The organism is Desulfoglaeba alkanexedens ALDC (assembly GCF_005377625.1).
In the GTDB taxonomy this organism is placed as follows: domain Bacteria; phylum Desulfobacterota; class Syntrophobacteria; order Syntrophobacterales; family DSM-9756; genus Desulfoglaeba; species Desulfoglaeba alkanexedens.
Window position 1 is genome coordinate 402,650 of record NZ_CP040098.1, and the last position, 26,463, is coordinate 429,112.

20 protein-coding genes, 2 tRNA genes and 2 pseudogenes are annotated in these 26,463 nt (G+C 60.2%); 16 read left to right on the plus strand and 8 right to left on the minus strand.

Annotated features, from left to right (window positions below):
- Positions 1–11 precede the first annotated feature (11 nt).
- Both FDQ92_RS02070 and FDQ92_RS02075 read right to left on the minus strand, forming a co-directional pair.
- Positions 12–602 carry a chalcone isomerase family protein gene (locus tag FDQ92_RS02070; protein ID WP_137423061.1) on the minus strand — a complete coding sequence of 197 codons (591 nt, stop codon included), beginning with the start codon at positions 600–602 and terminating at the stop codon, positions 12–14.
- A gap of 162 nt (positions 603–764) precedes the next feature.
- Positions 765–2,210 (minus strand): DegQ family serine endoprotease, encoded by a 1,446-nt coding sequence (locus FDQ92_RS02075; protein WP_246041798.1) that lies wholly within the window; start codon positions 2,208–2,210, stop codon positions 765–767.
- Between the two features lie 217 nt (positions 2,211–2,427).
- Between FDQ92_RS02075 and FDQ92_RS02080 the strand changes: the two genes are divergently transcribed.
- Positions 2,428–2,757, plus strand: a complete 330-nt coding sequence (locus FDQ92_RS02080; RefSeq protein WP_137423062.1) for a hypothetical protein — start codon at positions 2,428–2,430, stop codon at positions 2,755–2,757.
- Between the two features lies 1 nt (position 2,758).
- On the opposite strand, the gene FDQ92_RS02085 is transcribed toward FDQ92_RS02080, so the two are convergent.
- Complete coding sequence (locus FDQ92_RS02085; RefSeq protein ID WP_137423063.1) at positions 2,759–4,927, minus strand: RelA/SpoT family protein; 2,169 nt, start codon at positions 4,925–4,927, stop codon at positions 2,759–2,761.
- Positions 4,928–5,497: 570 nt separating this feature from the next.
- On the opposite strand from FDQ92_RS02085, the gene FDQ92_RS02090 reads away from it, so the two are divergent.
- The 4 genes from FDQ92_RS02090 to selD all read left to right on the plus strand — a co-directional run bounded on the left by FDQ92_RS02090 (position 5,498) and on the right by selD (position 7,547).
- Positions 5,498–5,571, plus strand: a tRNA-Gln gene (locus FDQ92_RS02090).
- An 8-nt stretch (positions 5,572–5,579) separates the two neighbouring features.
- Positions 5,580–5,655, plus strand: a tRNA-Glu gene (locus FDQ92_RS02095).
- 591 nt (positions 5,656–6,246) lie between these two features.
- Positions 6,247–6,501 (plus strand): hypothetical protein, encoded by a 255-nt coding sequence (locus FDQ92_RS02100; protein WP_137423064.1) that lies wholly within the window; start codon positions 6,247–6,249, stop codon positions 6,499–6,501.
- Positions 6,498–7,547 carry a selenide, water dikinase SelD gene (gene selD, locus FDQ92_RS02105; RefSeq protein ID WP_137423065.1) on the plus strand — a complete coding sequence of 350 codons (1,050 nt, stop codon included), beginning with the start codon at positions 6,498–6,500 and terminating at the stop codon, positions 7,545–7,547. The genes FDQ92_RS02100 and selD overlap by 4 nt, the downstream gene beginning before the upstream one ends.
- 175 nt (positions 7,548–7,722) lie before the next feature.
- Here the strand turns inward: selD and FDQ92_RS02110 are convergent, their stop codons facing one another.
- Positions 7,723–8,508: a S1 family peptidase gene (locus FDQ92_RS02110; RefSeq protein WP_137423066.1), complete on the minus strand. Its 786-nt coding sequence runs from the start codon at positions 8,506–8,508 to the stop codon at positions 7,723–7,725.
- 35 nt (positions 8,509–8,543) lie between these two features.
- Entirely contained in the window at positions 8,544–9,296 is a 753-nt protein-coding gene (locus FDQ92_RS02115) for a hypothetical protein (protein ID WP_137423067.1), read from the minus strand.
- Between the two features lie 201 nt (positions 9,297–9,497).
- Here FDQ92_RS02115 and FDQ92_RS02120 point away from each other — a divergent pair, with 201 nt between their 5' ends.
- From FDQ92_RS02120 to cooS, 9 genes and pseudogenes are all read left to right on the plus strand, one after another.
- Positions 9,498–10,283, plus strand: a complete 786-nt coding sequence (locus FDQ92_RS02120) for a protein-L-isoaspartate(D-aspartate) O-methyltransferase (protein ID WP_425457256.1) — start codon at positions 9,498–9,500, stop codon at positions 10,281–10,283.
- Positions 10,280–12,715 (plus strand): polyamine aminopropyltransferase, encoded by a 2,436-nt coding sequence (locus FDQ92_RS02125; RefSeq protein ID WP_137423068.1) that lies wholly within the window; start codon positions 10,280–10,282, stop codon positions 12,713–12,715. The genes FDQ92_RS02120 and FDQ92_RS02125 overlap by 4 nt, the downstream gene beginning before the upstream one ends.
- Before the next feature lie 80 nt (positions 12,716–12,795).
- Complete coding sequence (locus FDQ92_RS02130; protein ID WP_211341326.1) at positions 12,796–14,181, plus strand: sigma-54-dependent transcriptional regulator; 1,386 nt, start codon at positions 12,796–12,798, stop codon at positions 14,179–14,181.
- Positions 14,162–15,304, plus strand: a complete 1,143-nt coding sequence (locus FDQ92_RS02135; RefSeq protein ID WP_137423070.1) for a two-component system sensor histidine kinase NtrB — start codon at positions 14,162–14,164, stop codon at positions 15,302–15,304. The genes FDQ92_RS02130 and FDQ92_RS02135 overlap by 20 nt, the downstream gene beginning before the upstream one ends.
- Before the next feature lie 16 nt (positions 15,305–15,320).
- On the plus strand, positions 15,321–15,455 hold the full coding sequence (locus FDQ92_RS15855) for a hypothetical protein (RefSeq protein ID WP_281276837.1): 135 nt from the start codon (positions 15,321–15,323) through the stop codon (positions 15,453–15,455).
- A 51-nt stretch (positions 15,456–15,506) separates the two neighbouring features.
- Positions 15,507–16,256 (plus strand): annotated as a pseudogene (locus FDQ92_RS02140) (glycoside hydrolase family 130 protein); the annotation flags it as partial.
- Positions 16,253–17,605, plus strand: coding sequence for a glycosyltransferase (locus tag FDQ92_RS02145; protein WP_137423071.1), 1,353 nt, complete (start codon positions 16,253–16,255; stop codon positions 17,603–17,605). The pseudogene FDQ92_RS02140 and the gene FDQ92_RS02145, both read left to right, overlap by 4 nt.
- Positions 17,586–18,125: pseudogene (locus tag FDQ92_RS02150) on the plus strand (glycoside hydrolase family 130 protein); the annotation flags it as partial. The gene FDQ92_RS02145 and the pseudogene FDQ92_RS02150, both read left to right, overlap by 20 nt.
- A gap of 402 nt (positions 18,126–18,527) precedes the next feature.
- Positions 18,528–20,489: an anaerobic carbon-monoxide dehydrogenase catalytic subunit gene (gene cooS, locus FDQ92_RS02155; protein WP_137423073.1), complete on the plus strand. Its 1,962-nt coding sequence runs from the start codon at positions 18,528–18,530 to the stop codon at positions 20,487–20,489.
- A gap of 206 nt (positions 20,490–20,695) precedes the next feature.
- Here cooS and FDQ92_RS15105 read toward each other — a convergent pair whose 3' ends face one another.
- The 3 genes from FDQ92_RS15105 to FDQ92_RS02165 form a co-directional block, all read right to left on the minus strand.
- A complete protein-coding gene (locus FDQ92_RS15105) occupies positions 20,696–20,872 on the minus strand; it encodes a hypothetical protein (RefSeq protein WP_170180135.1) in 177 nt (58 codons plus the stop codon).
- A 21-nt stretch (positions 20,873–20,893) separates the two neighbouring features.
- On the minus strand, positions 20,894–21,679 hold the full coding sequence (gene xth / locus FDQ92_RS02160; RefSeq protein WP_137423074.1) for an exodeoxyribonuclease III: 786 nt from the start codon (positions 21,677–21,679) through the stop codon (positions 20,894–20,896).
- 571 nt (positions 21,680–22,250) lie between these two features.
- Positions 22,251–22,484, minus strand: a complete 234-nt coding sequence (locus FDQ92_RS02165; protein WP_137423075.1) for a thioredoxin family protein — start codon at positions 22,482–22,484, stop codon at positions 22,251–22,253.
- Positions 22,485–23,027: 543 nt separating this feature from the next.
- Here FDQ92_RS02165 and FDQ92_RS02170 point away from each other — a divergent pair.
- Both FDQ92_RS02170 and FDQ92_RS02175 read left to right on the plus strand, forming a co-directional pair.
- A complete protein-coding gene (locus FDQ92_RS02170) occupies positions 23,028–24,329 on the plus strand; it encodes a permease (protein ID WP_170180407.1) in 1,302 nt (433 codons plus the stop codon).
- Positions 24,330–24,720: 391 nt separating this feature from the next.
- A complete protein-coding gene (locus tag FDQ92_RS02175) occupies positions 24,721–26,412 on the plus strand; it encodes a nucleoside hydrolase (protein ID WP_137423076.1) in 1,692 nt (563 codons plus the stop codon).
- The last annotated feature ends 51 nt before the right edge of the window (positions 26,413–26,463 follow it).

A 26,463-nucleotide genomic window follows, 5' to 3' on the forward strand; every position in this document is an offset into this window, starting at 1 on the left:
TCGCAGCGGGCCTAGAGTCCCCCCCTACCCTTCGTGAGGTCCGCTGAGGCGGCATGTCTCCCGAGACAGATCCTCCAGAGGGCCTTCATGAAATCGTCGCCGGAGACGGTCCCTTTTTCGGTGCCGGCGATCACCACCGTGGTGCCGACTCCGGGTTCGTAAGCGATCCGGATCTCTTCGCCTTTTTTAACCGGCTGGTCGAAGAAAGCCGTGAAGCGTTCCATCTTCTTCTTAAGTTCGGGGGAGGCGTCGGGGACTTTCTTGGAGAAACCCTTACGCCATCCATCCACCCATTTGTCCGAATCCACCTGCTTGTACACCACGTGAAGGACCACGGCCTTGGCCTCTCCGGATTGGATCACGGCTTCCGGGTCCCGGACCGGCGTCTTCATGTAAAGGCCGGCATAGTAAATGTCCATGAAGAATTTCTTGTGGACTCCCACACCCGTCAACCGACAGGTTTCCCCGCCTACGGCGAGCTGGTTGGGAAAAGAAACGCCTTTCAAGTCCATGGCATGCAAAACCGCCGCGCATCCGAAAAGCACCCCCGAAACCGACAGCAACGCGGCCAGCCCCTTCCTGAAACCAGCAAGACCGCCCATCCTTTTCACCTTTTTACCTCCTCGTTCCCTGAGCCCAAGCCCATCGTGCTCTGCGCCGCCTCTCTCTGCAGCCGAGCCTGTCCAACCGCCACGGCCGGTTCAAGAGCGGGCCGGACCGCCGCCGCGGTCCGGACTCCCCTCCGTCCGGAACCGGACAAGCCGTCATCCGCCGTTTCGAGCGGCGAGCACCACGTAAAAGGTGTGCTCCCCACGCTTGATCAGCAGAAGCAGGCTCCGGTCTTCCCCGGCTCGCTCGACGGCCTGGTTGTAATCCCTGAGGTTCTGGATCTTCTCGCGGTTCACCTCCTTGATCAGATCCCCCGGGGTGATCCTGGCGTCCGATGCGGGGGACCCGGGCTCGACCTCGGTCACGATGACGCCCTTTTCCGATTCATCCCAGCCGAATCGTTGTGCCAATTCGGGCGTAAGGTTCTGCACGGTGAGGCCCCAGGGGCTTTCCGCTACGGCAGGTTCCACCGCCGGTGCGCCGTCTTCGGGCATGGTTCCGATGGTCACATGGATCTCTTTCTCCTTGCCGTTGCGCAACACCTTGATCACCGTTTCAGTGCCCGGCTTCACCGCCGCCACCCGCCGAGACAAGTCGTGGGACGTTTCCACAGGACGGCGGTCGAATTCCAGCACGATGTCACCGCGCTCCAGACCCGCCTTGTGGGCCGGACCGTCCGCCACCACATCGGCGACCAAGACACCCTTTGTTTCCTTCAGTCCGAAAGAATCGGCCAATTCAGGCGTCAAATCCTGAATCATCACGCCCAGCCACCCTCGAACCACCTTGCCGGATTTCAGCTGCGGCAGGATTTCCTTGGCCATGTTGATGGGGATGGCAAAACCGATGCCCTGGCCGCGAGCGACGATGGCCGTGTTCACGCCCACCACTTCGCCCAGCATGTTGAACAGCGGCCCCCCGCTGTTTCCAGGATTGATGGCGGCATCGGTCTGGAGAAAGTCGTCGTAGGGACCGGCCCCGATGACCCGTCCCTTGGCGCTGATGATGCCAACCGTCACCGTATGGCCCAACCCGAACGGATTGCCCACCGCCATGACCCAGTCCCCCACTCGGATCGCATCGGAGTTTCCCAAAACCGCCGGTTTGGGGAAATCCTTGTCCGGCTTTGCTTCGATGAGCGCGAGATCCGTCTTGGGGTCTCGGCCCACCACCTTGGCGTCATACTCCTTTCCGTTCTGAAGCTTGATCTTGATCTCCTCGGCCTTTTCCACCACGTGATTGTTGGTGAGGATAAGGCCCGAGGCATCGATCACAACCCCGGATCCCAAGGAATGCGTCTTCATTTCCCCCTGGGGCATCTCGCCGAAAAAGCGCTTGAAAAAATCCTCCCCGAAAAACTCCCGGAAAGGCGAATCGGGGCTGAAGAAGGGCTGAAGGGGGTGTCCCTTGATCACCTGCGTCGTGGAAATGTTGACGACGGACTCCTTGACCTTGTCGCTGAGTTCCGCAAAGGACGGAGGGGCGCTTTCACTGAAGGGATTCGCGAGGGTCCACCCGTCGCCGGCGATGCCGGCCGTAAGCGCCACCGCCAGAACCGCGGTCAAGGCACACCGGAGCATGGATCTTGGCTTGAACAACATCAAGAGCTCCTTTCGATCGATCATGGTTTCGGGCACCGGCGGCGCTGTTCCGCGATTTCCTCCGAGGGCCCGGCCTTCCCCACCGCCTTCGGGTCGCTTCCCGGGCGGCGGCCTCCTCCGACTTCCACGGCTGGTTCAAATTTGGTATAAAGCATAAGGCAATGCCGCCAAAAATCAAGCGAGACTACGGGCTCGCAGGGAGGAATCCTCAACCCGCATGGAAAAGAGGTCATTGATCGAGGCCAATCGCAAGGCGGTCGAGGTGCTGCAGCGCAACCGAGAAATGGGCTACCTTTATGCCAAGGCCGTCCGCCGCTACGGGGAAGGTGAACTCCAACTGAAGATCCTGGATTTCATCACGCAGGCGTTCCAACAAGGCAAGTTGGAAGAATCGGTTTTTTCGTCCTGGGACAGCATGTTGAGCCTCGCATGCGGAGTGTGGATCCAGTTTCTGCTCGTCGATGTGGCGGGGCTGCAAAAAGAAGAGCTGAACGCCCTGGCGAAGAAGCTCTTCGAAGAAGTCCGCCCTCAGAAGGGCCTTCACTGACTCAAGAAGCTCGCCCGAAGTTTTCGACCACGGCACTTCCCTCAGGAAAACATTCGAAGAGACGCCGGGCTTCTTCGAAGGACCGCAGCACCGCCTCAAGGTTGAGCAGCAGCGGGGCCGGCTGATCCATGCGGCATTCCAGGTGGGTGACGTGCATTCCCGCGGGAATTTTTCCGAGCGCTGCAAACAGCGCCGATCGAGTCGGGAGGATCGCACGTACTTGGAACACCATGGGTTGCGGCCAAGGCTCCCCCTTGACCCACACCACATCCAGCAAGCTCTGCGGCGGCAGACCGTGCCGCTCGCTCAGGTCTTCGCAGGTCGGGCGATGGAATGTGACGCCGCGCTCGCTCAGGGTGGCGACCACGCCCTCTTGGCCCGGATAAGGGCGGCAGCACCGGGCGAACTTGTGAATCACGGGATCCGGTTCGCCAACGAGAATGACGTTCCGCCGGTGGACTGCTTCCAGGTGCGTCGGAGCGCGCTCTTGATCCCCGGTCTTCAGACCCACGTCCTTGAAATAATACAGGAACGCATGGGGGGACAGAAGATCCTGGCCGATACGGGCAAACAGGTCTCCCAGATCCTTGACGTTGAGCACCTCCAGCACCAGTTGCACGTTTTCTTCCTGGTTCAGCACTTCCCCCGGGAAGCCGTGCCGCATCAGCTCCTGGTCCAGCACCTCCTTGCCGATCCTCTGAGCATGCTGCATGCGCTTGCGGCTCAGCGCCTTGTTGACGGCTGCGCGGGCCTTGGGGGTCCGGCACAGATCCTCCAGCTCGGGGTAAACCCCCAGGGACTCCGGAGACGTCAGAACTTCCACCGTATCGCCGTCTTTCAGCGGCTGGGTGAGCTCGGCGCGCTCGTTGTTGACCATAGCCCCCCGGCAGTGATCGCCCAGGTCCGAATGGATCTTGTAGGCGAAGTCCAAGACGATGCTCCCCTTGGGAAAAGTGAGTGCATCGCCGACAGGCGTGTAGACGGTGATCTCTTCCGATTCTGAAAGCTGCAGCAAGGCCTTGCGCTGCGGCCCCGCCCCGCCGTACTCTCCAATGGTTCTCAAAAAATCGCTGATCTCGTGCAGATAGTCCTCGGTGATCTTTTCCGGGTCTTCCCAGTAGGCCAGGATCCCGGTTCGACACCGTTCATCCATTTCCGGCGTCCGAATCTTGATGAGGTAGTTTTCGCCCCGGAAATGAATGCGCGTGTGAAGGCTCATGTATCCATTGTTCTTGGGAGTCGCGATAAAGTCCCTGAGCGTCCTGGGAATCGGGGGAAACACCCTGTTCAGAGATCCCAGGGCACCGTAACAGTTCAAGATATCCTCGGAACGGACCACCACCGTGAAATCCACTCGACTTTCGGCGTTGCTCAAACGAAGCGTGCGATTGCCGGGGTTGTAATACGCACCGAGTCCCTTCACACGGCAGCGCACGTCGGTTTTGACGGAAAGCGAGGCCAGCGCGTCGCGGATTTTGCGCTGCAGTTCGAGCACCGCAGGGTCACCGTGAAGTTCCCGGGTGAGGTTCAGGATTTTCTTGCTCTTTTTCGGGTAGAGGTACGAAAGCGCCAGATGGTACAGTTCGCGTTTCAGCGGGAAGATGTTGAGTTTGGCGGCGAGCGGCGCGTAGACTTCGATGGTTTCCTGGGCGATCCGCTGGCGCTTCGCTTTGGGGAGGTAATGAAGGGTCCGAAGGTTGTGGAGGCGGTCGGCCAGCTTGATGATGAGGATTCCCAGCCGCCGGCTGGCGGTGAGAAGGATCTTGCTGTGGGTGAGGTCCTTGAGCGCGGCCTTGTCACGGTGGTAACGGGTGAGCTTGGTGCAGCCGTCCACTAGCTCCGCGACGGCGGTGCCGAAACGCGAAGCCAGATGTTCGAAAGTCACTGAGGGGACGTCTTCCAGCACATCGTGGAGCACCGCGGCGGCAACCAGTTCTGGATCTCTGAGCGAGAACTCGCAGATGATGATTTCCGCCACCGCACAAGGATGGGAAATATAAGGAGCCCCGGATTTCCTCTTTTGCCCGGCGTGGAGTGAATGGGCGAACTCCAGGGCGTCGAAGAAGATCCGGTTGCCCTCTTCGCGACCCCCCAGATACGACGCCATGCGGGCTCGAAAACCGTCAAGGTCGAATTCACCTCTGTCTTTGATCGTCAAAGGTTGATACAAAACCGCCCTTTCCTATCGATATGACCCAACATCTTCAAACAGGTTCGACGCCTCACCCTCCGTCGAACGCTTTTCCTGCGGGAACCCCGCCATCGCCGGTCGCTGCGAGCGCCCGAAAAAGACACAAAACCTCTCCGCCAGAGCACGGCAAAATGGGTTCGACCCGCCGCGCGCCCGCCTCGCAAGGACCGCTTGGATTCGTTCACCGCAATTGTTTTATATTACACAAAAAGATGCAATGAAAACAGGAGAAAGCAAGCGTCCATGGATACGAACTTTACGGTGTTCCACCTTGTTCCCAAGCTGGAGCTTGGAAGCAAGGTGGAAATCCTTTACGGCTAGGCGAAGCTGTAGCTTGCAGGCCGTTCCCAAGTCAGAGCTTGGCAACGAGGGCACAAGCATCCGTGGATACCGACGTTATGGTGTCGGTGGACATCTCTTTATTAGGATCCTCCCCGTTTGTGGACGTTCGCCTCCATGTCCTTGGAAGCCCCTTCAAGCAGGAACAAGCCTTCGCGCGGTTTTGGTCTTGACTTCAGAGCTCGATTTGATTACGGTCTGCCCACGCCTTGGGGGATCGTCTAACGGCAGGACGGCGGACTCTGGATCCGCTAGTCTAGGTTCGAATCCTAGTCCCCCAGCCATCTTTTGTGGTCCCATCGTCTAGTGGCCTAGGATACCGGCCTCTCACGCCGGAGACACGGGTTCGAGTCCCGTTGGGACTACCAGGACAAACCCGGAGGCTCAGGGATTTCCCCTGAGCCTCTCTACGTTTCCTGGGGCGGGCCCGTCAACGGACCGCAGCCTTGAACACGGAGGCCGGGGCTGTGCCGCGATCAGGCGAACCCTCTTCAAACCCATCTTTATGGGTCGTCAGCATCCACATACCGTCAAAGCGTTCTTCTCAAGCGATTCTGGATCTCTGCTTCATGGCAGTCATGTGTTCAACGTCAATGGGGCGCAGTTAGCGATCGCACGAGATGGAATGAGGCGCCGAAGCGATAAGAGGACGCTGGGCGCAAATTTGGATGTCGCCGACAACGAGGGAAATAGGGCCAAACAGCTTGGCATTGGCATATCAACCCGTGGAAAGGTGCGTCAAGGTAGGTGTCGCTTTATGGCGTAAATTTGGGTGTCGCTTGACAATGCCGGGGTATCGACAAAACCGATTTCACTTGCCATTCGTATCGAAATTATCGACTGGACAGGACGGATGGCGGACACTACCAGAAGATGTATTCCAGGCTGAGCGTTGACCGGATCGCGCCTGATTCGGCATGCAGGCCGGGCGGCGGAACCTGATCGAAGAGGGTTGGGCCATGAATTTCATTTTCACCTGCCCGGAGGCGGGTAAAATTTTCGAGACGCCGGATTTCACCATCACCGAAAACCATGGTGTAGTGATCGACGCCGACGGCCGGCGGCGCCTGGAAGCCCGGGTGACCCTGGACGGCCCCTGCCCCTATTGCGGGCAGCGGCACACCTACCGAGCTGACGAGATGATCTGCCCCTTCGAAGCGGTGGCGGCTCCAGTGGAACGAAAGTGTCAGGTTTCAGAAGAGGAAAATGGATGACGGACGAAAAACGGCATCCTCGGCTGACCACCACCGTGGCCGGGGCCGGGTGAGCCTCCAAGATCGGTCCAGGGGACCTGGACCGGGCGCTTTGCGGGCTGGCCTTTCCCACCGACGAGAACGTGATCATCGGGCTGGAACGTGCCGACGACGCCGGGGTCTACCGGGTCAACGACGAGTTGGCCCTGATCCAAACGGTGGATTTTTTCACGCCCATCGTGGACGACCCCTATGATTTCGGCCGCATCGCCGCGGCCAACGCCTTGAGCGATGTCTATGCCATGGGCGGGGTACCAAAGACGGCCATGAACCTGGTGGCCTTTCCGGTCAAGACCATGGACCTGTCTGTGCTGCGCCGGGTCCTGGAGGGCGGCATCGCTGTGCTGAAGGAAGCCGGGGTGGTTCTCATCGGCGGGCACAGCATCGAGGACGCGGAACTCAAGTACGGCCTCTCGGTGACCGGTTTCATCCACCCGGACCGCGTGCTTTCCAAGAAGAACCTTCGTGCCGGCGATAGGCTGGTACTCACCAAACCGCTCGGCACCGGCATCATCAACACGGCCATCAAGGGCGGTCTGGCATCGGCGGCCGTCGCCGCAGAGGTCACCGAGCAAATGGCCACGTTGAACCGGGCCGCCGCCGAAACCATGGCCGGCTTCGACATTTCCGCCTGTACCGATGTCACCGGGTTCGGGCTCCTGGGCCATCTGGCCGAGATGGTCAGCGGTTCGGGGTGCGGGGCGCGGATCTTCGCAGCCAAGGTGCCGATCCTCGGCGAAACCCTCGATCTGGCCGCCATGGGACTCGTGCCGGCGGGGGCCCACCGCAACCGGGAGTTCCGGAAGCACATGGTGGCGTTTGCGCCGTCAATCGACGCAGTGATGCAGGATGTGCTCTTTGATCCCCAGACCTCTGGCGGGCTTCTGATCAGCGTGGATCGCGCGCAAAGCGAACCTCTCGTGGCGGCACTCCGGGAAGCCGGAGTGAAAGCCGCGGCGGTTATCGGTGAGGTCATCGGAGAAGAAGAGAAAATAATCGTCGCCTGACGATCCGCAACCAAAGGGGCAAGAGAAACCCGATGGGTCTTCTCTATGCCGAATCCGAAACGTGTCAGTGGAAAGGAGACACCTCCGGTTCAGCCATTCCAGTAGCCACTGTAAAGGCTTGAAAAGCGGGCCTTGAAGGATTTCGTTCCGGTGAGGACGGCCGCGTTGGAGAAGACTAGTGTCGGCGCCCGGCCTTCTCGATCAGCGCGATGGCGTGGCGGATGGGTACGGCGTAGGAAATTCCCGTGGGGCGTTCGAGCACTCGTTCTTTGCCTTCCCGGACGAGCACCTTGTTCAGGATACCGATCACCACCCCGGTGTCCGGGTCGTAGACGGGGCTGCCGCTGTTTCCGGGGTAAGCCGTCGCATCCAGCTGGTAGACTTCCGACGCGTTTTTGAGCTTTTGAATCGCGACGCGATCGAGCTGCCGGGCACTCAGCGAAGGGATCACGTCCAGTGTGACGGAGGAGATGATTCCGCGATGGGTCACAGGATAGAGGCCGAGAATCATCCCAATGGGAAAGCCTGTAAACGCGACCGCTTCGCCTTCTCTCACCCGGCGCTCGCTCAGTCTGAGCGGCGGAAGGGGCGGACCCTGGATCTGAAGCAGCACCAGGTCGTGGTCCCGATCTTCGGCCGTGACCTGGGCTTCACGGGCTTCCACCTCCTGGCCGCGCCCGACAAAAACGGCCAGAGTCTCCTTCCTGGCTGTATCAAGCTTTTCCGGGATCACGTGAGCGTTGGTGGCCACCAGGCGGCCGTCGTCCACGGCGAAACCAGTCCCCAAAAAGGCGGCCGGGGGGCGCCGCATGGGCTGCACCGTTCCCACGGCCACCACGCCGGGGCGGATCTGTTGGATGATTTCGGGAAGCTCTTCGGCGAAGGCACGGCCCGAAGGTACGGCCGGCACGCAGAGGATCAGTGCAAAGACGACCAGACGTTCGGCTGCGGTCATTTCCATCGCTTTGTACTCCAAATGAGCAGATCCCGGCGCCTTCAGAACCTCATAAGCCGGCGTTCGTAGATGAAGGTTTCCTCATAGCCGAAAAGGGCGTTCAAGTGATGAATGAAGGCATGCCCTCCTTCGTCCCGCCACAGTTCCACCAGCCGCTCGTTCACCACGCGGTAGAAGGCCTCCAGGCCGCCTTGTGAAGCCTCGCCTTCGGCGGCTGTTTCAACGGCGAGCCGATCCACCAGGTCGAGCCAGGTCTGACTCACCCCCATGATGAAATAGGGCCACGCCTTCTGGAGCGGTTCCGACCAGAGAGAATCACTGGTATCGCCGATGCCGGGTCGGCCGATCTTTTGAGGGTCATCGTACGAGTCCTTTTCAATCAGCTTCCGCGCTTTGAGGTCCTCAAGGACCGGGCTTTCCTGGATTCGGCGGAAGATCTGGGCAGCGGCTTCGGGAGACGTGTAGACGATGAAACTGAACTGGTGGCCGGCGCCATCGCGGCGAGCCCGGCGGTGAAAACGCCACAGTTCGATGGTTTCGCGAAAGTCTTCCAGCACCGGCGCCACCACTTCGCGGGCGATGAGCGGATCCACATGCCATCGGGGAGGTTCGCCTTCGGGCCAATGGATGCGGAATCGGGCGTACCACCACCCCCGGTTCGATTCGGAGGTTTCCGTCGCGGCCTCCTCTGCGGCGTAAGGCGGAGCCGGTTTCGTTGTGGCGCATCCCGAAACCCAGGCCAGTGCCAGCAGCAAGACCGGGAGGCACCCCGGCTTCCATCCGTTCCGTTTCATGATTTCTTCTCCTGTCCGCGAGGAAAAACTCGGGCAACGGCCCCGAGCACCGTAAGGGATTCGGGAACCGCCGCGGGATGTTGGGCATAGACTTCATCGAAATCGGGGTTCGTAATCACCTTGATCATGGCGATTCAACGCCCGGGAACCGTTTGCAGCGGCGCCGGTCAAGGTTGCCTCGACGGCCAAAGATTGTGTAGCTTGTCGGTAGGCAAACGTCCCGCCGGAAAGGAGCCCGCCGTGAAAGGCTTGGGAATACTGTCAGCTGTATTTTTCTCCTTGATTGTGATTTCGGTGATTCACGCATCCGATGATAGCAGCACCTGCGCCAAGCGTGAAGCCATGATCCGGGCCGTCCAATCGGATCTGGACGAAACCAGCCGGCACGTGGGAAGAGACCGTCTGTCGCCGCATGTCCTTGAAGCCATGCGCCGCGTTCCCCGCCACGAATTCGTCCCCGAGGACCTCAAGCCGCATGCCTACGAAAATCGTCCGCTCCCCATCGGCTACGGGCAGACCATATCCCAGCCCTATATCGTGGCGCTCATGACCGAACTGCTCGACTTGAAGCCCGACGACACCGTCTTGGAAATCGGAACGGGCTCGGGCTACCAAGCGGCGGTTCTCGCCGAATGCGCGCGAGAGGTTTACTCCATAGAAATCATTCCGGAATTGGCCGAAACGGCGCAGTCGAGGCTCCTCCGCCTGGGATACCGAAACGTCACGGTGAAGACCGGAGACGGGTACTTCGGCTGGGAAGAGCGAGCGCCCTTCGACGCCATCATCGTGACGGCCGCCGCAACTCACATTCCACCTCCACTGGTGCACCAGCTGAAACCCGGCGGCACCATGGTGATCCCGGTGGGACCGCCGTTCATGGTGCAGCACTTGACGCTGGTCAAAAAGACCGAAGACGGCAAGGTGAGCACGCGGCAGCTTCTGCCTGTCGCCTTTGTGCCTCTGATCGGCGGAAAGCGTACCCCATGACGCCCGCACCGGCTGTCTTCTGCCTTTCCTGCGGCGCGCTCGCCTTCGAGATTCTTCTCGTGCGGGTGCTTCACATCATTCAGTGGCACCATTTCGCCTTCATGATCATCAGCCTGGCGCTCCTCGGCTATGGGGCCGGCGGCACCGTCCTCGCCATCGTACAGAACCGCCTCCTCGACCGGTTTCCGTTCGCCTTCGCGGCAAGCGCCGTCGGCTTCAGCCTGTCATCCTTGGCCGCCATCGCCCTGGCGCAGCACATCCGGTTCAATCCGCTGGAAATGCTTTGGGACCCCGGCCAGCTCGGCCGGCTCTTCAAAGTTTACCTGGTGCTGTCGCTGCCGTTTTTCTTTGCGGCAAGCGGCGTGGGGCTGGCCTTGGCCCGGCACCGAGGACGAATCCACCGGATCTACCTGGCGGATCTTCTGGGGGCTGGAACCGGGGCGGCGGCGGCCTTGGGGCTGCTTACGACCTTCAGCCCGACCGACAGCATACGGATCGCCTCAACGCTCGGGTTCGTCGCGGCTGCCCTGGGGCTGTTCGACCCGTCACGACGCCGAACCCTTCTGTACTTGGCGGGCCTTGCCGGCTGCGCACTCCTTTGGTCCGCAGCGTTTCCTCATGCGCTTCTCGCGCCGCGCGTTTCTGAATACAAGGGTCTTTCCATGGCGCTTCGAACACCGGGAGCCCGCATTCTTGAAGAGCGCCACAGCCCTCTGGGCTGGGTCGTGCTGGTTGAAAGCCCGAAGGTTCCGTTCCGGATCGCCCCCGGACTGAGCCTAGCCTGCGACGCGCCGGTTCCCGCGCAACTCGGACTTTTCATCGATGGAGACGGTCCGATCCCGGTCCTTGCCAGGCCCGACCGATCGGAATCGACGGCCTACCTGGACTGCCTCCTCACCGCCCTGCCCTACCGGCTGGTTGCCGATCCCCGGGTGCTCGTCCTGGGGCTGGGCGGTGGAACCGATGCCGTTCTCGCCCACCGCCTGGGTGCGGCCTCCGTCGACGCGGTGGAAACAAACGCCGACTTGCTCGAACTGGTTCGAAAAGCCTCCGCCGACGATGCCGGAAGCGGCGCCTCCTGGCTTCAACGGACGCACATCCGCTTGGGGGAACCTCGAAGCACCATGGAACGGACTTCGAAAACCTATGATCTGATCCACCTTTCGGCCCTGGGGGCCCTTTCCGGTTCGGCGGCGGGGGCGCACGGGTTGAGTGAAACGTACGGCGCCACGGTGGAAGCCTTCGAAACCTACCTCGAACGCCTGGCGCCCGGCGGATTCCTCGTCGTCACCCAGACCATCGCCCTTCCCCCCCGAGCCACCCTGAAACTCGTAGCGACCGTTCTTTCCGCCATGGAGCGCACGAAGACGCCCCACCCGCGGCAGCGCCTGGCCGTTCTTCGAAACTGGAACACCGCGCTGGTCCTCGTGAAAAAGGGAGTGATCACTGAAAGCGAGTCGGCGGCGATCCGATCCTTCAGCGAAGTTCATTCCTTTGACCTGGTATTCCTCCCCGGCATAGAATCTTCGGAAGTCAACCGGTTCAACGTCCTGGAAAGGCCCTATTTTCATGAAGGTGTCCGCCGGCTGCTTGAAAAGGACCGAGACACGTTTCTCCGCGACTATCCCTTCGACCTGAAGCCGGCGACGGACGACCGCCCATACTTCTTTCACTTTTTCAAGTGGCGGGCCTTTCCGGAGTTCTTTGCGCTCCGGCGGCGAGGCGGCCTCCCGCTCATCGAATGGGCCTATCCGGTGCTTGCGGCGACACTGGGCCAGGCGGCTCTTTCGAGCGTCGTCCTCGTGGTGCTTCCCCTTCGGTTTTTGAAACGGCCCAAAAACCGAAGCGAAGGATCGTTGAAGCGCCGGGCCGGACCGTATTTCCTCTGCCTTGGCCTCGCCTTCCTTTTTGTGGAAATCGCCGTTATCCAGAAGTTCATCCTCCTTCTAGGCCGGCCCATCTACGCGATGACGGCGACGGTAGCGCCGTTTCTCGTTTGTGCCGGTCTGGGAAGCGGCTTTTCGAAGGCATGGGCATCTCGGGTCGCGGGTGTCCATCGATTCTTCGAAGGACGCGCCATCGGCGTCACCGCCTTACTGGTAGGGATGATCGTCCTTTCGGCCGCGCTCCTCCTTCCCGAACTGGTTCAATACCTGATGCCCGCTCCGGCCGCCTTGCGCTGGCTCGCGGCCCTGGGGATCGCCGCGCCGCTCGCCTTTTTCATGGGCATGCCGTTTCCACTCGGTTTGAGCCTCCTTTCCCGACGGGCCGAAACCCTGATACCCTGGGCTTGGGGCGTGAACGGGTGCGCGTCGGTTCTGAGCGCGGTACTGGCCATGGTTTTCGCCATCCATTGGGGCTACAGGGCGGTTCTCGTATCGGCCGCAATGTTGTATCTTGTGGCGGCCGTTCTGTTCTGGAACGAAGATTGACATGCACTCGAACCTTCCCTGGAACGCCGACCCTGCCCGATATGGCAGGCATACGAGAGGGCGGTGAGGAAGAAACGGAAATGGCCAAGGTTCTTTTTGTGGAAGACGATGCGTCGCTACGGCTCACGCAGACGCTTTACTTGGAACAGGAAGGGTTCACCGTAACGGCGGCTTCCGGCCGGCGAGGTGCCCGGAAATCCTTGGAACAGGATAGCTTCGACCTGGTGGTGACGGACCTTCGACTGGGCGAAGCAAGCGGCATCGACGTGCTTCGTGACACCCGAAGTCTCCAGCCAGAAGCGGAAATCATCGTCATCACCGGATACGGGTCCGTGGAAAGCGCCGTCGAAGCCATGAAGGAGGGCGCCTACGACTATCTCACCAAGCCCGTCGATCCGGAACAGCTCGTCCGTGTCCTCCGAAAGGCGCTGGAACGGCGGGCGCTTCGCCTGCAAGTCGACCACCTGCAAGTGCGCTGTGCCCGGGAAGCCGGGTTGGATGGTTTCGTCGCGGTGAGCCCGGCCATGCGGTTGGTGCTGTCCGCCGTCGACGATGTGGCGGCCACCGACGCCACCGTGCTCATCGAAGGAGAAAGCGGCACCGGAAAAGAACTCATAGCCAAGCTCATCCACCAGCGGAGCCGCCGGGCCATGGGGCCGTTTCTCGGAATCAACTGCGGCGCCATGCCGGAAAACCTCCTGGAAAGTGAGCTCTTCGGTCATGTGCGCGGTTCCTTCACCGGCGCTCACCGGGACAAGAAAGGCCTCTTTGAAGCCGCCGGCGGCGGAACGCTCTTTCTCGACGAAATCGGGGAACTCTCCCCCAACTTCCAGGTGAAGCTTCTTCGAACGCTGCAGGAAGGCACCATCCGGCGCGTGGGCGACATCCGGGAAACCTTCGTGGACGTCCGGATCATCGCGGCGAGTAACCGGGACCTCATCGGGCTCGTCCATGAAGGGGCCTTTCGCCAGGACCTCTATTTCCGCATCAAGGTGGTTCCCATCCACCTGCCGCCGCTTCGTGAACGAAGAGAAGACATCCTTCCGCTGGCGGAAATGTTCGTCAGGCGCCTGAGCGACCGCATGGGCCGCAAACCGCCGGAACTGTCGCCCGCCGCCAAGGAAAAGCTCTATGGCCATTGCTGGCCCGGCAACGTACGGGAACTGGAAAACACCCTGGAACGGGCCCTGATTTTCAACCGGGGCGATCGACTCGAAGCCGACGACTTCACACTGGAGGCCTGCCCGCCGCACCCCTCCGCCGGTTTTGGAACAGCGGCCGAAGACGCCCGCGATTGGCGGGTGTCCCTCGAAGAAATCGAACGGCGCCACATCCTCGACGTCCTGGAACGCTGCGGTGGGAACCGCACCAAGGCGGCGCGGATCCTCGGCATCGGCACCAATACTTTGTGGCGGAAAATCAAACGCTACCAGGAAGCATCAGGCTATGATCCGACGCAAACGTGAACCCTCTGAAACACCGCCCACCGTCGGAACCGAGCGGGACCGCCTTCAAGCGATCCTCAACAGCATGGACGACGGCGTGGCCATCGTCGGGCGCGACTACCGCATCGAATTCATGAACCTGTCCTTGAGAAGCGAAATGGGTGACGGCGAAGGCCGCTTCTGTTTTGACTTCTTCGGGCATGACCGAGCGAACTGCGAAGAGTGCCAGCACGGGATGAGTTCCTTCGGGCCGGTCCTCCGAAGGGAATGGACCTGCCACAAAACGGGGAAGATCTTCGACGTCTCGGTGGCGCCGCTTCACAAGCCCGACGGCGACGTGGCTCGGCTGCACATCCTTCGCGACATCACCGAAAGAAAACGCCTGGAATCGCAGCTCCAGGAATACTCCGAGCGACTGGAAGCCAAGGTGCGCGAGCAGGCGGAGACCCTATCGCGCCAGGAACGCCTCGCGCTTCTCGGGGAAATCGCAGCGGGGCTGGCGCACGAGATCCGCACCCCGCTCGGCGCCATCCTCACCGGCATCCGTCTCCTGGAAAAAGGCGGCCAGCCGCCCGATAACGAACGGATCCTCTTCGACCTTCTGAAAAAAGAAACCGCCCGTCTGGACCGAAAGGTCACCGAATTTCTTGGTTACGCCCGAAAACGCACGCCGCAGTGGATGCTCACCTCCGTCGCCCAGCTGCTCCAGGACGTCAAGACAGTCCTGCAAAACGATCCAAGATTACTGGGATCCGTTACTATCCAATGCGCCGTGCCGGCGGACCTTCCCCCTTGGCCCATGGACCCGGACCAGATCAAGGAGGCACTGCTGAACATCGGCCAGAACGCCCTCCAAGCCCTTCAAGGCTCCGGGACGCTGCGACTGGAAGCCAAGGTGACCGATAACCTTCTGGAAATTTTCGTCTACGATGACGGGCCGGGCATCCCCATGGACATCCTACCTCAGATCTTCCGGCCCTTTTTCAGCCGCCGTTCCGACGGCACCGGACTGGGACTCGCCATCTGCCGGGAGATTGTCGAGGCCCACGGCGGGCGGATCGCGGCAACCAGCGTTCCGGGGCGCTCCACCGTCTTTCGGATCGCTCTTCCTTTCCGAAAAACCGAAGGAGGTTCTCAACGCTGAGCAAAATGAAGCGGTGATGGCAAGCGATCCGGGGGCGCAGGGCGGCTCCTGCCTCGTAAGCCCCAGAAACCGCAAAGCCTACATGCCGCATCGAAAGCACGCCGGAACGCATGACGGCTGTCCGCAGCTGCTGGTCGAAACCGATGAATGATCGACTGAAGCCAAGACCCGGAACCCATGATGGGAGAATTGTGATGCTACAAACGAGACACCATTCTTCGCTGCAAATTATCCCGAAGAGATTTGGGGGATCGAAGACCCCAGGATCACCCGTATCGACGAACTGGATCTATGGGTCGTGGTGTACACCGCTTATTCCCGGGGTGGTCCGCTGGTTTCCCTGGCCACGACGAGGGACTTTCAGACGTTCAAGCGCAAGGGTGCGGTGATGCCGCCGGAAGACAAGGACGCGGCCCTGTTCCCGGTCCGGTTCAATGGGCGCTGGGCCATGCTTCACCGGCCGGTTTCCGGGTTCGTGGGCGTCGGCGCCCATATCTGGATCTCCTTCAGCCCGGACATGAAACACTGGGGCGATCATCAAATACTTCTGCCGGCCCGTAAGGGCGGCTGGTGGGACGCCAACAAGGTCGGCCTTTCGCCGCCACCGCTGCGAACCGAAAAAGGCTGGCTGATCCTCTACCACGGCGTCCGCAGCACGGCCTCGGGGTGTATTTATCGGTTGGGACTGGCGCTGTTGGACCTGGAAGACCCGACCCGGCTGGTGGCCAGGGCGGATGAATGGGTATTCGGGCCGGAAGAGGCCTATGAGACCACCGGTGACGTGGACAAGGTGGTGTTCCCTTGCGGCTGGATCGCCGAGGGAGACGATATTCGGATGTATTACGGCGGGGCGGACAAATGCATCGCCCTGGCCACGGCGCGGGTATCGGAACTGCTGGACTGGCTCGAAAAGCACAACCAGCAGGATAGACGCATGTGGAGTCAGCTATGAGAATCGCCATGTTATCCCCAATCGCCTGGCGCACGCCGCCGAGACACTACGGTCCCTGGGAGTACGTTGTCTCCCTGCTGACCGAAGGCCTGGTGGCGCGCGGGATCGATGTGACCCTGTTTGCCACCGGCGATTCGCAAACCCGGGGCCGGCTGCAGAGCGTCTGCCCCAGGGGTTATGAGGAAGACCCGGAACTACTGCCCAAGGTATGGGAATGTCTGCACATTTCCCATCTATTCGAACAAGGGGACGCCTTCGATCTGATTCACAACCACTTCGACTATCTGCCGCTCACCTATTCCGGTATGACCACGACGCCGGTGGTGACCACCATCCACGGCTTTTCGTCGCCCAAGATCCTGCCGGTGTACAAGAAATACAACGGTAAATGCTTCTATGTGGCCATCAGCCAGGCCGACAAGTCGCCGGAGCTGGACTACGCCGCTGTCATCCATCACGGCATCGACCTTGGCCGGTTCACCTTCAGACGTGATCATGGGTCGTATCTACTCTTTTTCGGCCGCATCCACCCGGAGAAGGGTACTGCCGAGTGCATCGAGGTGTCCCGGCGCGTCGGCATGAGGCTCATCATAGCGGGCATCATCCAGGACCAGGCCTATTTCGACACAAAGGTCAAGCCCTACTTGGATGGCGATCGCATCGTCTATGTGGGCAGCGTCGGGCCGGAAAAACGCGATGAACTGCTGGGCGGCGCCTACGCCCTGCTTCACCCCATCGCCTTCGACGAGCCGTTCGGCCTTTCCGTGGTGGAGTCCATGGCCTGCGGCACCCCGGTAGTGGCCTTTTCCAGGGGGAGCATGCCGGAAATCATCGCTCACGGGGAGACCGGTTTTTTGACCACCGATGTCGATGGGATGGTGCGGTACCTCAAAGATGTCAGGGACCTTGACCGTCATAAATGCCGCCAACGGGTCGAGGCGCACTTCAGCGTGGAGCGCATGGTGGCGGATTATATCCGGGTGTACGAAACCATCATCAACCGGACCCGGCGCGAGGACCACCGGCCCTGGGGCTTTTACGAGGTCTTGGCGGACAAGCCGGATCACAAGGTCAAGCGGATCACCGTCTACCCTGGGCAGCGCCTGAGCTACCAGCGCCATTTCAGGCGTTCCGAACACTGGTACGTGCTCAGCGGCACCGCGGTGGTGACCCGAAACGGAGAAGAGATCGAGCGGGTGTCCGGCCAGAGCATCGATCTGCCGGTGGGGACCTGGCACCGCATCCGCAACCCTGGATCGGACAACCTGGTGTTTATCGAGGTACAGACCGGGGACTATTTCGGCGAGGATGATATCGAAAGATCGGAAGATGATTATGGCAGAATCTAAAGAACCGATCATTCGGCGTTACGAGAAAAACCCCATCCTGACCAAGCATGATGTGCCCTACCCGGTGGAAACGGTGCACAATGCCGGCGTGGTCAAGCTGGGCGGCAAGTATGTCATGCTGTTTCGATCTCACTTGCGCAACGGCCGGTCGATCATCGGTCTGGCGCAAAGCCGTGACGGCTTACACTTTACGGTCCGGCCGGAGCCGTTCATCACCCCGGCCAAGGCCGGGCCGTTCGCCGAATACGAAGCCTTCGGCGTGGAAGATCCGCGCATCTGCCCCATGGAAGGCAGATACCTGATCACCTACTCGGTCTATTCCCGGCACGGCGTCCGGGTGGCCCTGGCCGGAACCACGGATTTTGAGCGCCTGGACCGGATCGCCCTGATCACCCAGGCGGACTACCGCAACGTGGTCATTTTCCCTGAAAAAATAGGCGGCCGCTATGCCCGGCTGGACCGGCCACATTCGGAAATCTCACCGTGGTCCATCTGGATTTCTTATTCGGATGAGATGAGATGTTCCCCTTGTTCCCAAGCCAGAGCTTGGGAACCAGCGGAATTAGCCCAAATAGATGCGTGGAAACTGCGAAATGTAAGCTTTGGACTCTGAGAAGCCTGAAACTCCTGACGGCCTTCCTGCATCCGACGGGATCCAAGCACTCCCCATCTCTTCCATAATGGACAGGCCGGCCTTCCAATATGGAACGATCGTGGGCTTTCCCGTAAGGCCCCGACGTGGTTCATCTTATTGTTTTCTCATCATTTTCCTATTTCGTTCCATCCTGGCACAAGGTTTGCCGCAGCCAATGGCGGGTAGACAGGATGTGGGCGGGCCTGGGCCTGGTGGGGTTTGAGCCCACAGGAACGGCCCCGAAAGGAAAACCACGGTCCGGGCGGCCGGGTTACGGAGGCGACGATCATGGCTGAAGAGAAGAAGGCGAAGCAGTACAATTTCCGTGATTTTTCGATGTGTGAAGCGACGGTCCAGATGCTTGAGAAGGCGGCGGCCGACGGTGCGGAGACGGCGTTTCAGCGGGCGGCGGAGATGAAGCCGTGCCCGATCGGTGCGGATTCGGCCTGCTGCAAGCATTGTTTCATGGGTCCGTGCCGTTTGAATCCCAAGGATCCGTATGCGAAGGTGGGGGTGTGCGGGGCGACTATCGACACCATTGCGGCGCGGAACTTTGCGCGGATGGTGGCGTCTGGGTGTGCCGCGCACACGGACCACGGGATGAGCATGCTGGATGTGTTCCGGGAGGTTGTAAACGGAAGGATCGCCGACTACAAGATCAAGGACGAAGAGAAGCTCCGGACGGTGGCGGAGAGCATCGGCATCGAGACGGCGGGCCGGGAGGTGAAGGAGATCGCCTTGGATCTCTATCACGAGCTGGAGCGGACCTACACGCAGGTGGAAGGCGAGATTCCGTTCGTCAAGCGGGTGCCGCCGAAGACGCTTGAGACCTGGCGGAAGCTGGGGATCGTTCCGCGGGGGTCCATGCGCGAGATCATGGAGATCATGCACCGGACCCACATAGGGGTGGACCAGCACTACGAAAACATCGTGAAGCAGTGTTCGCGGACGGCGCTCGCCGACGGCTGGGGCGGTTCGATGGTGGCCACCGAGATTTCGGACATCCTTTTCGGGACGCCGAAGCCGTTGGTAGGGGGCGTGAACATGGGGTTTTTGAAGGAAGACCACGTGAACGTCATCGTGCACGGCCACGAACCGAACCTGTTCGAGTCCATGATCGATTCGGTCAACGACCCGGCGCTCGTCGAGAAGGCAAAGGAAGCGGGAGCCGCCGGGATCAACCTTGTGGGGATGTGCTGCTCGGGGGCGGAGGTATTAAGCCGTCACGGGGTGCCGCATGTGGGGAACTTCATGAGCACGGAAGTCGTCATCGCCACGGGGGCGGTGGACGCCATGGCGGTGGACGTCCAGTGTATCAAGCAGGGGCTTTCGACCATGGCCAGATGCTACGGGACGAAGTTTTTCACCACCAATCCGCGGGCGAAGATCGAAGGGGCGGAACACATCGAGTTCCATGAACACACGCCGCGTTCGTGCACCGACAAGGTGGTGCAGCTGGCCATCGAGCGGTACAAGAACCGGCCAGGGCGGGTGGTGATCCCGCAGCGGCGTGACATGGGGATCCACGGGTTTTCGCACGAATATATCAGCTACATGCTGGGCGGGACCTTCCGCGGTTCGTACGTGCCCCTCAATGAAAACATCATCAACGGCCGGATCCGAGGCCTCGCAGGGGTTGTGGGCTGCACCAACCCGCGGGTGAAGCACGACTACGTGCACGTGGAACTGGTCAAGGAACTGATCCGCAACAACGTGCTGGTGGTGCAGACGGGCTGCTCGCAGATTGCCCTCGCCAAGGCGGGCCTCATGAAACCCGATGCGGCGGTGTTGGCTGGAGACGGCCTGGCGGAAGTGTGCGAAACGGTGGGGATGCCGCCGGTTCTGGGGCTGGGCTCCTGCGTGGACAACAGCCGGATCCTCATCGCCTGCGCCGAGATGGTCCGTACCGGCGGCCTGGGCGAAAGCATTGCGGATCTTCCAGTTGCGGGGGCGGCCCCCGAGTGGATGAGCGAGAAGGCCATCAGCATCGGCCACTATTTCGTGGCCTCGGGGCTGTACACGGTCTTCGGCGTGGGCTTCCCCGCCATAAAAGGGACGAAGTTCCACAAGCTCCTCTTCGAAGGCCTGGAAGAACTGGGCTGCGGCAAATGGGGCTTCGCGGAAGATCCCATCGAAATGGCTCACCTCATGATCTCGCACATCGACAAAAAGCGCGAAGCCCTTGGCATCATGGGCGAACGCGAACGGAAGCTCTTCGGCATGGAAGACCGGCGCGCCATGGAAGTGTAAGCGCTTGCCCGAGGCGCGCGTTCACTCCTTGCGGTCGACAGATGGGGGCGGGCGGCCGACCCGCCCTTTTTCTGAGCCTCCGGCAGTGCCCGTTCGGGCGGAAACTCCACAACCCGACAAGCGCCGACCTGTGTGAACGCCGGCCAACCTTGGTGCCTTCCGCCCCGCCAGTTTTGAGCCCCTTCAACCGCGGTACCGCCCCGTCTTCAATCGGTTGAAGGCTTGGGAAAGGTCTTCTCGCCGTCGAATCGCCGGATCATCCGATCGTCCAGCTCCACGCAGGCGACGGCAAAGCGCTCCATCTGCCGTAGCAGATCCAAGTCATCGTCCGTTTTCTTTCCGAAACCCACGAAGTGGAAAGCCCGATCATCGCTCTTTCGCATCCCATCGTGTTCCTGTGCCCTTCACCCGGAAAGATCGAACACCGCCCAGACCGGGGTGTGATCACTCGGCTTTTCTCTTCCCCGCGGTTCGACGTCCACTCCGCAGTCGACGGCGGCTTCCGCGAGCACTCGCGTCGCGAACACATGGTCGAGGCGCCACCCTAGATTGCGTTCAAAGCTTTTGGGCAGTCGGTAGTCCCAAAAAGTAAATTGCCGCACCTCGGGGTGGATTTTCCGAAATACGTCCTCCAGGCCCCACGCCGTCACATCGGCGAGGACCGCTCGCTCCTCGGGATGAAAGCCGACCTCGCCTTCGAGTCGTTTCGGATCGAAGACATCCAAGGGTTCCGGCGCCACATTGATGTCGCCGGTCCAGATGAGCCGATCGCCGGGATCGAAATGGTTTTCAAACCAACTTTTCAGCTCCTTGAGAAAACCCAGTTTGAACTGAAACGCTGGATCGTCAGGCGATCGCCCCTGGGGCACGTAGGTGTTGACCACCCAGACTCCATTCATCAAGGCGGCCAGAAACCGGGCCTCGCGGTCGATCACGTCACGGCCGGTTTCCGATCGGATTTCCTCAGGTGCGTCACGGAAAAGGAGCGCGACGCCGTTGAAGGACTTCTGACCTCGAACGGCGGCATGGTAGCCGGCGGCTTCGAAAGCCTTGAAAGGAAAATCTTTCTCCTGGCACTTGATTTCCTGAAGACACAAGACGTCTGGGGCTTCCTTCTGGAGCCAATCGAGGACGATGGGAAGCCGCGCCCGGATGCCGTTCACATTGAACGTCGCCATCTTCCAGACCATCCGAACCTCCACGGTGAGCACTCAAGCCATCAGCCGCCTTTGACACTCAGCAAACATGCTTAGACTTTAGACATTAAACTTTACAATCTAAAGTCTAAAGTCTAGACGTGAGCCGCAATGAACAAACCCCAATGCCCTGCCCCATCGGCCCGAGGGCGGGCCTCCTACAGGCGATCGGCTCGGTTTTCCCTTATCGGTAGGAGCGGGCTTGCCCGCGATCCGTAAAACCGGCAATGCCCCGCGTTGACCCTGGTCGCCGCCAAGCCGGCTCCTACACGGCCTGAGTCGCTCCTTAGTACAGCTCCACATAATTAAGTCGCCACTATGCAGCAGTCTTCAGTGCGTTAACATAAGCCATGATCTTTCCCCTCGTTCCCAAGCTCCGGCTTGGGAACGCCCTGCCCGGGAAGCTCCAGCTTCCCTCCCGCTAAAACGGTATAAGCGTTGATTTTGAGTTCCAGAACACGCTCCTAGGAGCGTAGAAATGTAGGGACGCAGCGCCGCTGCACCCTTACGTGAAAAAACGGACACTCAATCCACAGATGGGCGAAGGGTATTCTCAGACGGCTTCTTACTTGTTGATCCAGCCAAGGACTTCGTCTTTGCTCGGGATTTTCCCGACCGATTTCACTTCCCCGTCGATCACCACCGCGGGCGTTCCAAAAACTCCGTAGCTGGCGATATCGAGCGGGTTCTTGACTTTCTCGATGTCAGCCTCCACGCCCGCTTCCTTGAGCGCTTCACGAACCGTAGCTTCGGTCTTTTCGCACTTCGGGCACCCCGGACCCAAGATCTTCACATCCATCCGTTTCCTCCTTTTCCACCTTGGCAGCATCTTTCGGCGCTCACCGCACCGTCTCCCACCTTGGTCCACCGGAACGTCACGCCTCCAGAATTCATGTTCGAATCCTTGGGAGGCAGCACTCCCAGCAAAACCACCTTTCCGTTCGGTTAATGTATTGTCACCTGTCAATATACTGGATGATCCATCTTGTCAACACCCGGCGCTGCGTTTCGTTCCCGAAGCTCGCCGGAGCCCCAAGGGGCGCCAATCGCTTAAACGTCGGTGAAGGAAGGAAGATCGCTTTCCCCGCGTCGCCCCAGCCCGCTCCCCGGTCGCCTAAAACAAACTTGACAGAGTTCTAGTGTATTGCTATCTGGGCATATAGGGAATCACGCGACGCCGTTTTGCGAATCAGCCGACACAAGGGCTTGCCAGCGCATTGCACATTGCAGGCTCAGGGTCTCATCGAAAGGAGAAGGTTCTGTGGCTCGTACCCCAGTATCCAGTGAAGCCGTTCAACGACGAGCGATCCAAGACGTGACGCTCGAAGAACCGGAAAATCAGATCGACTGGCGGGACATTTGGAAGCCCATGGCGCTGCTGACCGGTGCCTTCTTGCTTCTTTTCTGGATCCCCATCGAAAACGAACGGGTGAGGGGCGCCGTCTTGGAATCCTTGGCACTCGCCAAGTGGTACGCCCAGGAACACGTGCTGCTGTGCCTGATTCCGGCGCTTTTCATTGCGGGCGCCATCGGCTGCTTTGTCTCTCAGGCCGCGGTGATGAAGTACCTGGGCGCCGGAGCCCCTAAAGTCCTTGCGTACGGGGTGGCGTCCGTTTCCGGGAGCATCCTTGCGGTCTGCTCCTGCACCGTGCTTCCGCTTTTTGCGGGCATCTGGAAGCGTGGGGCCGGATTAGGACCGGCCATCGCCTTCCTCTATTCCGGCCCCGCCGTCAACATCCTCGCTGTGGTGCTCACGGCCCGGATCCTCGGGCCGGAACTGGGCATCGCCCGAGCCGTTGGGGCCGTTTTGTTCAGCCTCGTCATCGGCCTCGCCATGCATTTCATCTACCGAAAAGAAGAGCAGGCCAAAGCGCTCGCGGCACTCCACATGCCGGAACCCGAAGTGGACCGGCCGCTCTGGCAAAACGTCGTCTATTTCGCTTCCATGGCGGCGATTCTCATTTTCGCCACCTGGGGCAAACCGTCGGAACCAGTCGGATTCTGGCACGCCGTCTTCCAGGTAAAGTGGTGGCTCACCGGTGCCGCGGCCCTTGTCTTCGGGGCGATACTGGTGCGGTGGTTCCGGGTCCGAGCGGCCAAGATGGTTCTTGCCGCCACCGCGGTGGCCGCGTTCGCCTTTCTCTTCCCGGAGCAGCCCCTTATCGCCTTTTCCGCTGGAATCGTGGCCGTAACTCTGTTGCTCACGACCACCCGGGGCGAAACCCAGACCTGGTTCCTTTCCACCTGGGAATTCACGCGCCAGATCATGCCGCTTCTTCTCGGCGGCGTTCTGGTGGCGGGATTGCTTCTCGGGCGGCCGGGCTACGAAGGGCTGATTCCTTCCCGCTGGGTGGAAGGCTGGGTGGGCGGCAACTCCCTCCAGGCCAACTTCTTCTCTGCGCTGATCGGCGCGTTCATGTATTTCGCCACGCTTACCGAAGTGCCGATCCTTCAGGGGCTGCTCGGCGCCGGCATGGGAAAAGGCCCGGCTCTCGCGCTCCTTCTCGCCGGGCCCGCCCTCAGCCTCCCCAACATGCTCGTCATCCGGAGCATCATGGGGACGCAGAAAACCGCGGTTTTTGTCGTTCTGGTCGTTCTGATGTCGACGCTTTGCGGGCTGATCTTCGGGTCGTTTTTCGGCTGAAAAGTCCTGGGCGGCGTGCGCCCGGCCGGCGCCCCCCCTCTCTTCTGGCTATTCTGAGAGACTAAGGGAAACTACAGTAATGTCTCAATGTGAGTATCCAAAAATCGTTGACAGCTTCCGAAGAAGACCTTATCGAAAAGACTCTGTCCAGAGGCGCCACCAAAGCGACACATTTGCTGAATCGCAATTGCCTTAAACGCGAATCAGAGTGAGTTGGTAGCACGCACTGTCTAGGTCCAACGGGTAAGAGCATGAAAGGCTTCTTCGGCGATGGCGGGCCGACAGTCAAAATATCCCCATCGTCATCCGCTCTGACCGATACCGTGCCCATGTTCGGCTCCGCAGTGGTGCCCGATCCACCGCCCGTCATCCCGTTTCACGAAGGAAAGCCATGAACTGGGAATACAAATTGGTTTTCAAGGATGATCGATTGGCTGAGCCCACGTTCCAAATGTTGAGCCGGCTTCAGACACTTGCCGGACTCAAATGCACGCAAGAGGCTGTTGAAACTCACGAAGAGGCCTGTTTCGATACCCCCGACCTGGCCCTCGACGCCTTGGGGCTGGTCTGCTTCGTTCGGAATCACGAGGGCTCCGACAAATATCTGCTGATTGTCGAGCCGGGGTGCCCGGGCTGCAATGGAAACGACATCCATCTTCACAAAGTATTTTGCACACTCGATGCCGACGCGTATGCCCGGATGACCGATGGACGGTCACCCCAATGCCTACGCAATATCCTTGAGGGAGCTGTCGATTTGCGGAATATAAGGAAGACGCTCCATCGTCGCGTGTCATGTATTCCTCTTCTGCTCGCAAACGACGCCGGAGCAACAGCACGCCTGCATCTTGACCGGATTGAAACCTTTCTTCCTGGTCAAGACGAGCCGAGAACGGTCGACTACGAAATCGGACTCCGATCGGAAATGGAAAGGTTTCCCGAAGCCGCCATCCTGCAGGACACGCTAAGGAACACCCTCGGCCTTATTCCAGTGAGACGCAGCCGGACCCGCGGCCTTGCAACCCCGACACGTTGCCGCAAAGCTTCTTTGGAAAAGCAAAAGGTCATTTTGGACATGGATACGGGTGTTGACGATGCCTTGGCGATCATCCTCGCCATGCGTTCCCCTGAACTCCAAGTGCTTGGAATCACAGCAAGCAGCGGCAACATCGACGCGAGGCAGGCCCACCGGAACACGAAGGCCGTTCTGGGGTTCCTCGGCAGGGAACTTGCCCTACCTCCTTCCAGCCTCCCCCCCACGGCTGCGGGGCTTACCGCGACCAGGGAAATCCCGCATGCGGCACACGTCCACGGATCGGACGGACTTGGCGGGGTCACTATGTCCGATGAAATCCTTCAAATCATCGGCGATCCAGCACCTTCCTCAGAAGACGCCTATACGCTCTTCAAGCGACTCGTACAAGAACACGAGCCGAAAACCATCACCCTGATTGTTACCGGCCCCCTCACCAATGTCGCTCACTGGATTGAATCAGACCCTGATGCGGTCCAACGCCTCAAGGAAATCGTGGTCATGGGAGGCGTGTTTTTTGAGTGCGGCAATCGAAGTCCGGTGGCAGAATCCAACATGTATTCCGATCCTGAATCGGCCGGGAAAGTCGTTGCGTTCTGCCGCCGGCCCGTGCTTCTCTACCCACATGTTTGGCGTGAGACGCTTCCCCTGACATTTGTAGGGCTTGATGTCACGCATCGCGTCACGCTACGGCGTGACACCCTGGACCGGTTGAGCGCCGAACGCCCCGGAGACAGAATGATCCGTTTTATCAAGCAATTCACCGCCGACTACATGAACTTCTGCTATCGAAACAAGGGATTGGAGGGTTGCTATCTCCACGACCCGCTGGCTGTAGGGTACGTTATCGACCCCTCGTTCTGTCGGGTCGAACGGTATCACGTGGAAGTTGAAGACCGGGGAAGGGTCGCCCGAGGCATGACCATCGCCGATGTTCGGTCCACACGGATCTTTAAGGAGAGATCCAAAGAGGTCACGTGGGTCTGTGTCAAGGTGGATGCTTCGAGGTTTGAAAACTTTTTCACAGAAAGAGTCCTGGGACCGTCATGAACGGATCCCGGAATCCGCGAACCCGTTTGGACCGGAGCCCGAAATCACGTC

What these genes read in the sequence shown, in the direction of transcription:
- FDQ92_RS15105 (WP_170180135.1), bottom strand. Translation starts at nt 20,872, where the DNA reads ATGCGAAAGAGCGATGATCGGGCTTTCCACTTCGTGGGTTTCGGAAAG.
- FDQ92_RS02100 (WP_137423064.1), top strand. Translation starts at nt 6,247, where the DNA reads ATGAATTTCATTTTCACCTGCCCGGAGGCGGGTAAAATTTTCGAGACG.
- FDQ92_RS02080 (WP_137423062.1), top strand. Translation starts at nt 2,428, where the DNA reads ATGGAAAAGAGGTCATTGATCGAGGCCAATCGCAAGGCGGTCGAGGTG.
- FDQ92_RS02110 (WP_137423066.1), bottom strand. Translation starts at nt 8,508, where the DNA reads ATGGAAATGACCGCAGCCGAACGTCTGGTCGTCTTTGCACTGATCCTC.
- FDQ92_RS02135 (WP_137423070.1), top strand. Translation starts at nt 14,162, where the DNA reads ATGATCCGACGCAAACGTGAACCCTCTGAAACACCGCCCACCGTCGGA.
- xth (WP_137423074.1), bottom strand. Translation starts at nt 21,679, where the DNA reads ATGGTCTGGAAGATGGCGACGTTCAATGTGAACGGCATCCGGGCGCGG.
- FDQ92_RS02175 (WP_137423076.1), top strand. Translation starts at nt 24,721, where the DNA reads ATGAACTGGGAATACAAATTGGTTTTCAAGGATGATCGATTGGCTGAG.
- FDQ92_RS02130 (WP_211341326.1), top strand. Translation starts at nt 12,796, where the DNA reads ATGGCCAAGGTTCTTTTTGTGGAAGACGATGCGTCGCTACGGCTCACG.
- FDQ92_RS02075 (WP_246041798.1), bottom strand. Translation starts at nt 2,210, where the DNA reads ATGTTGTTCAAGCCAAGATCCATGCTCCGGTGTGCCTTGACCGCGGTT.
- FDQ92_RS02145 (WP_137423071.1), top strand. Translation starts at nt 16,253, where the DNA reads ATGAGAATCGCCATGTTATCCCCAATCGCCTGGCGCACGCCGCCGAGA.
- cooS (WP_137423073.1), top strand. Translation starts at nt 18,528, where the DNA reads ATGGCTGAAGAGAAGAAGGCGAAGCAGTACAATTTCCGTGATTTTTCG.
- FDQ92_RS02115 (WP_137423067.1), bottom strand. Translation starts at nt 9,296, where the DNA reads ATGAAACGGAACGGATGGAAGCCGGGGTGCCTCCCGGTCTTGCTGCTG.
- FDQ92_RS15855 (WP_281276837.1), top strand. Translation starts at nt 15,321, where the DNA reads ATGGCAAGCGATCCGGGGGCGCAGGGCGGCTCCTGCCTCGTAAGCCCC.
- FDQ92_RS02165 (WP_137423075.1), bottom strand. Translation starts at nt 22,484, where the DNA reads ATGGATGTGAAGATCTTGGGTCCGGGGTGCCCGAAGTGCGAAAAGACC.
- FDQ92_RS02070 (WP_137423061.1), bottom strand. Translation starts at nt 602, where the DNA reads ATGGGCGGTCTTGCTGGTTTCAGGAAGGGGCTGGCCGCGTTGCTGTCG.
- FDQ92_RS02125 (WP_137423068.1), top strand. Translation starts at nt 10,280, where the DNA reads ATGACGCCCGCACCGGCTGTCTTCTGCCTTTCCTGCGGCGCGCTCGCC.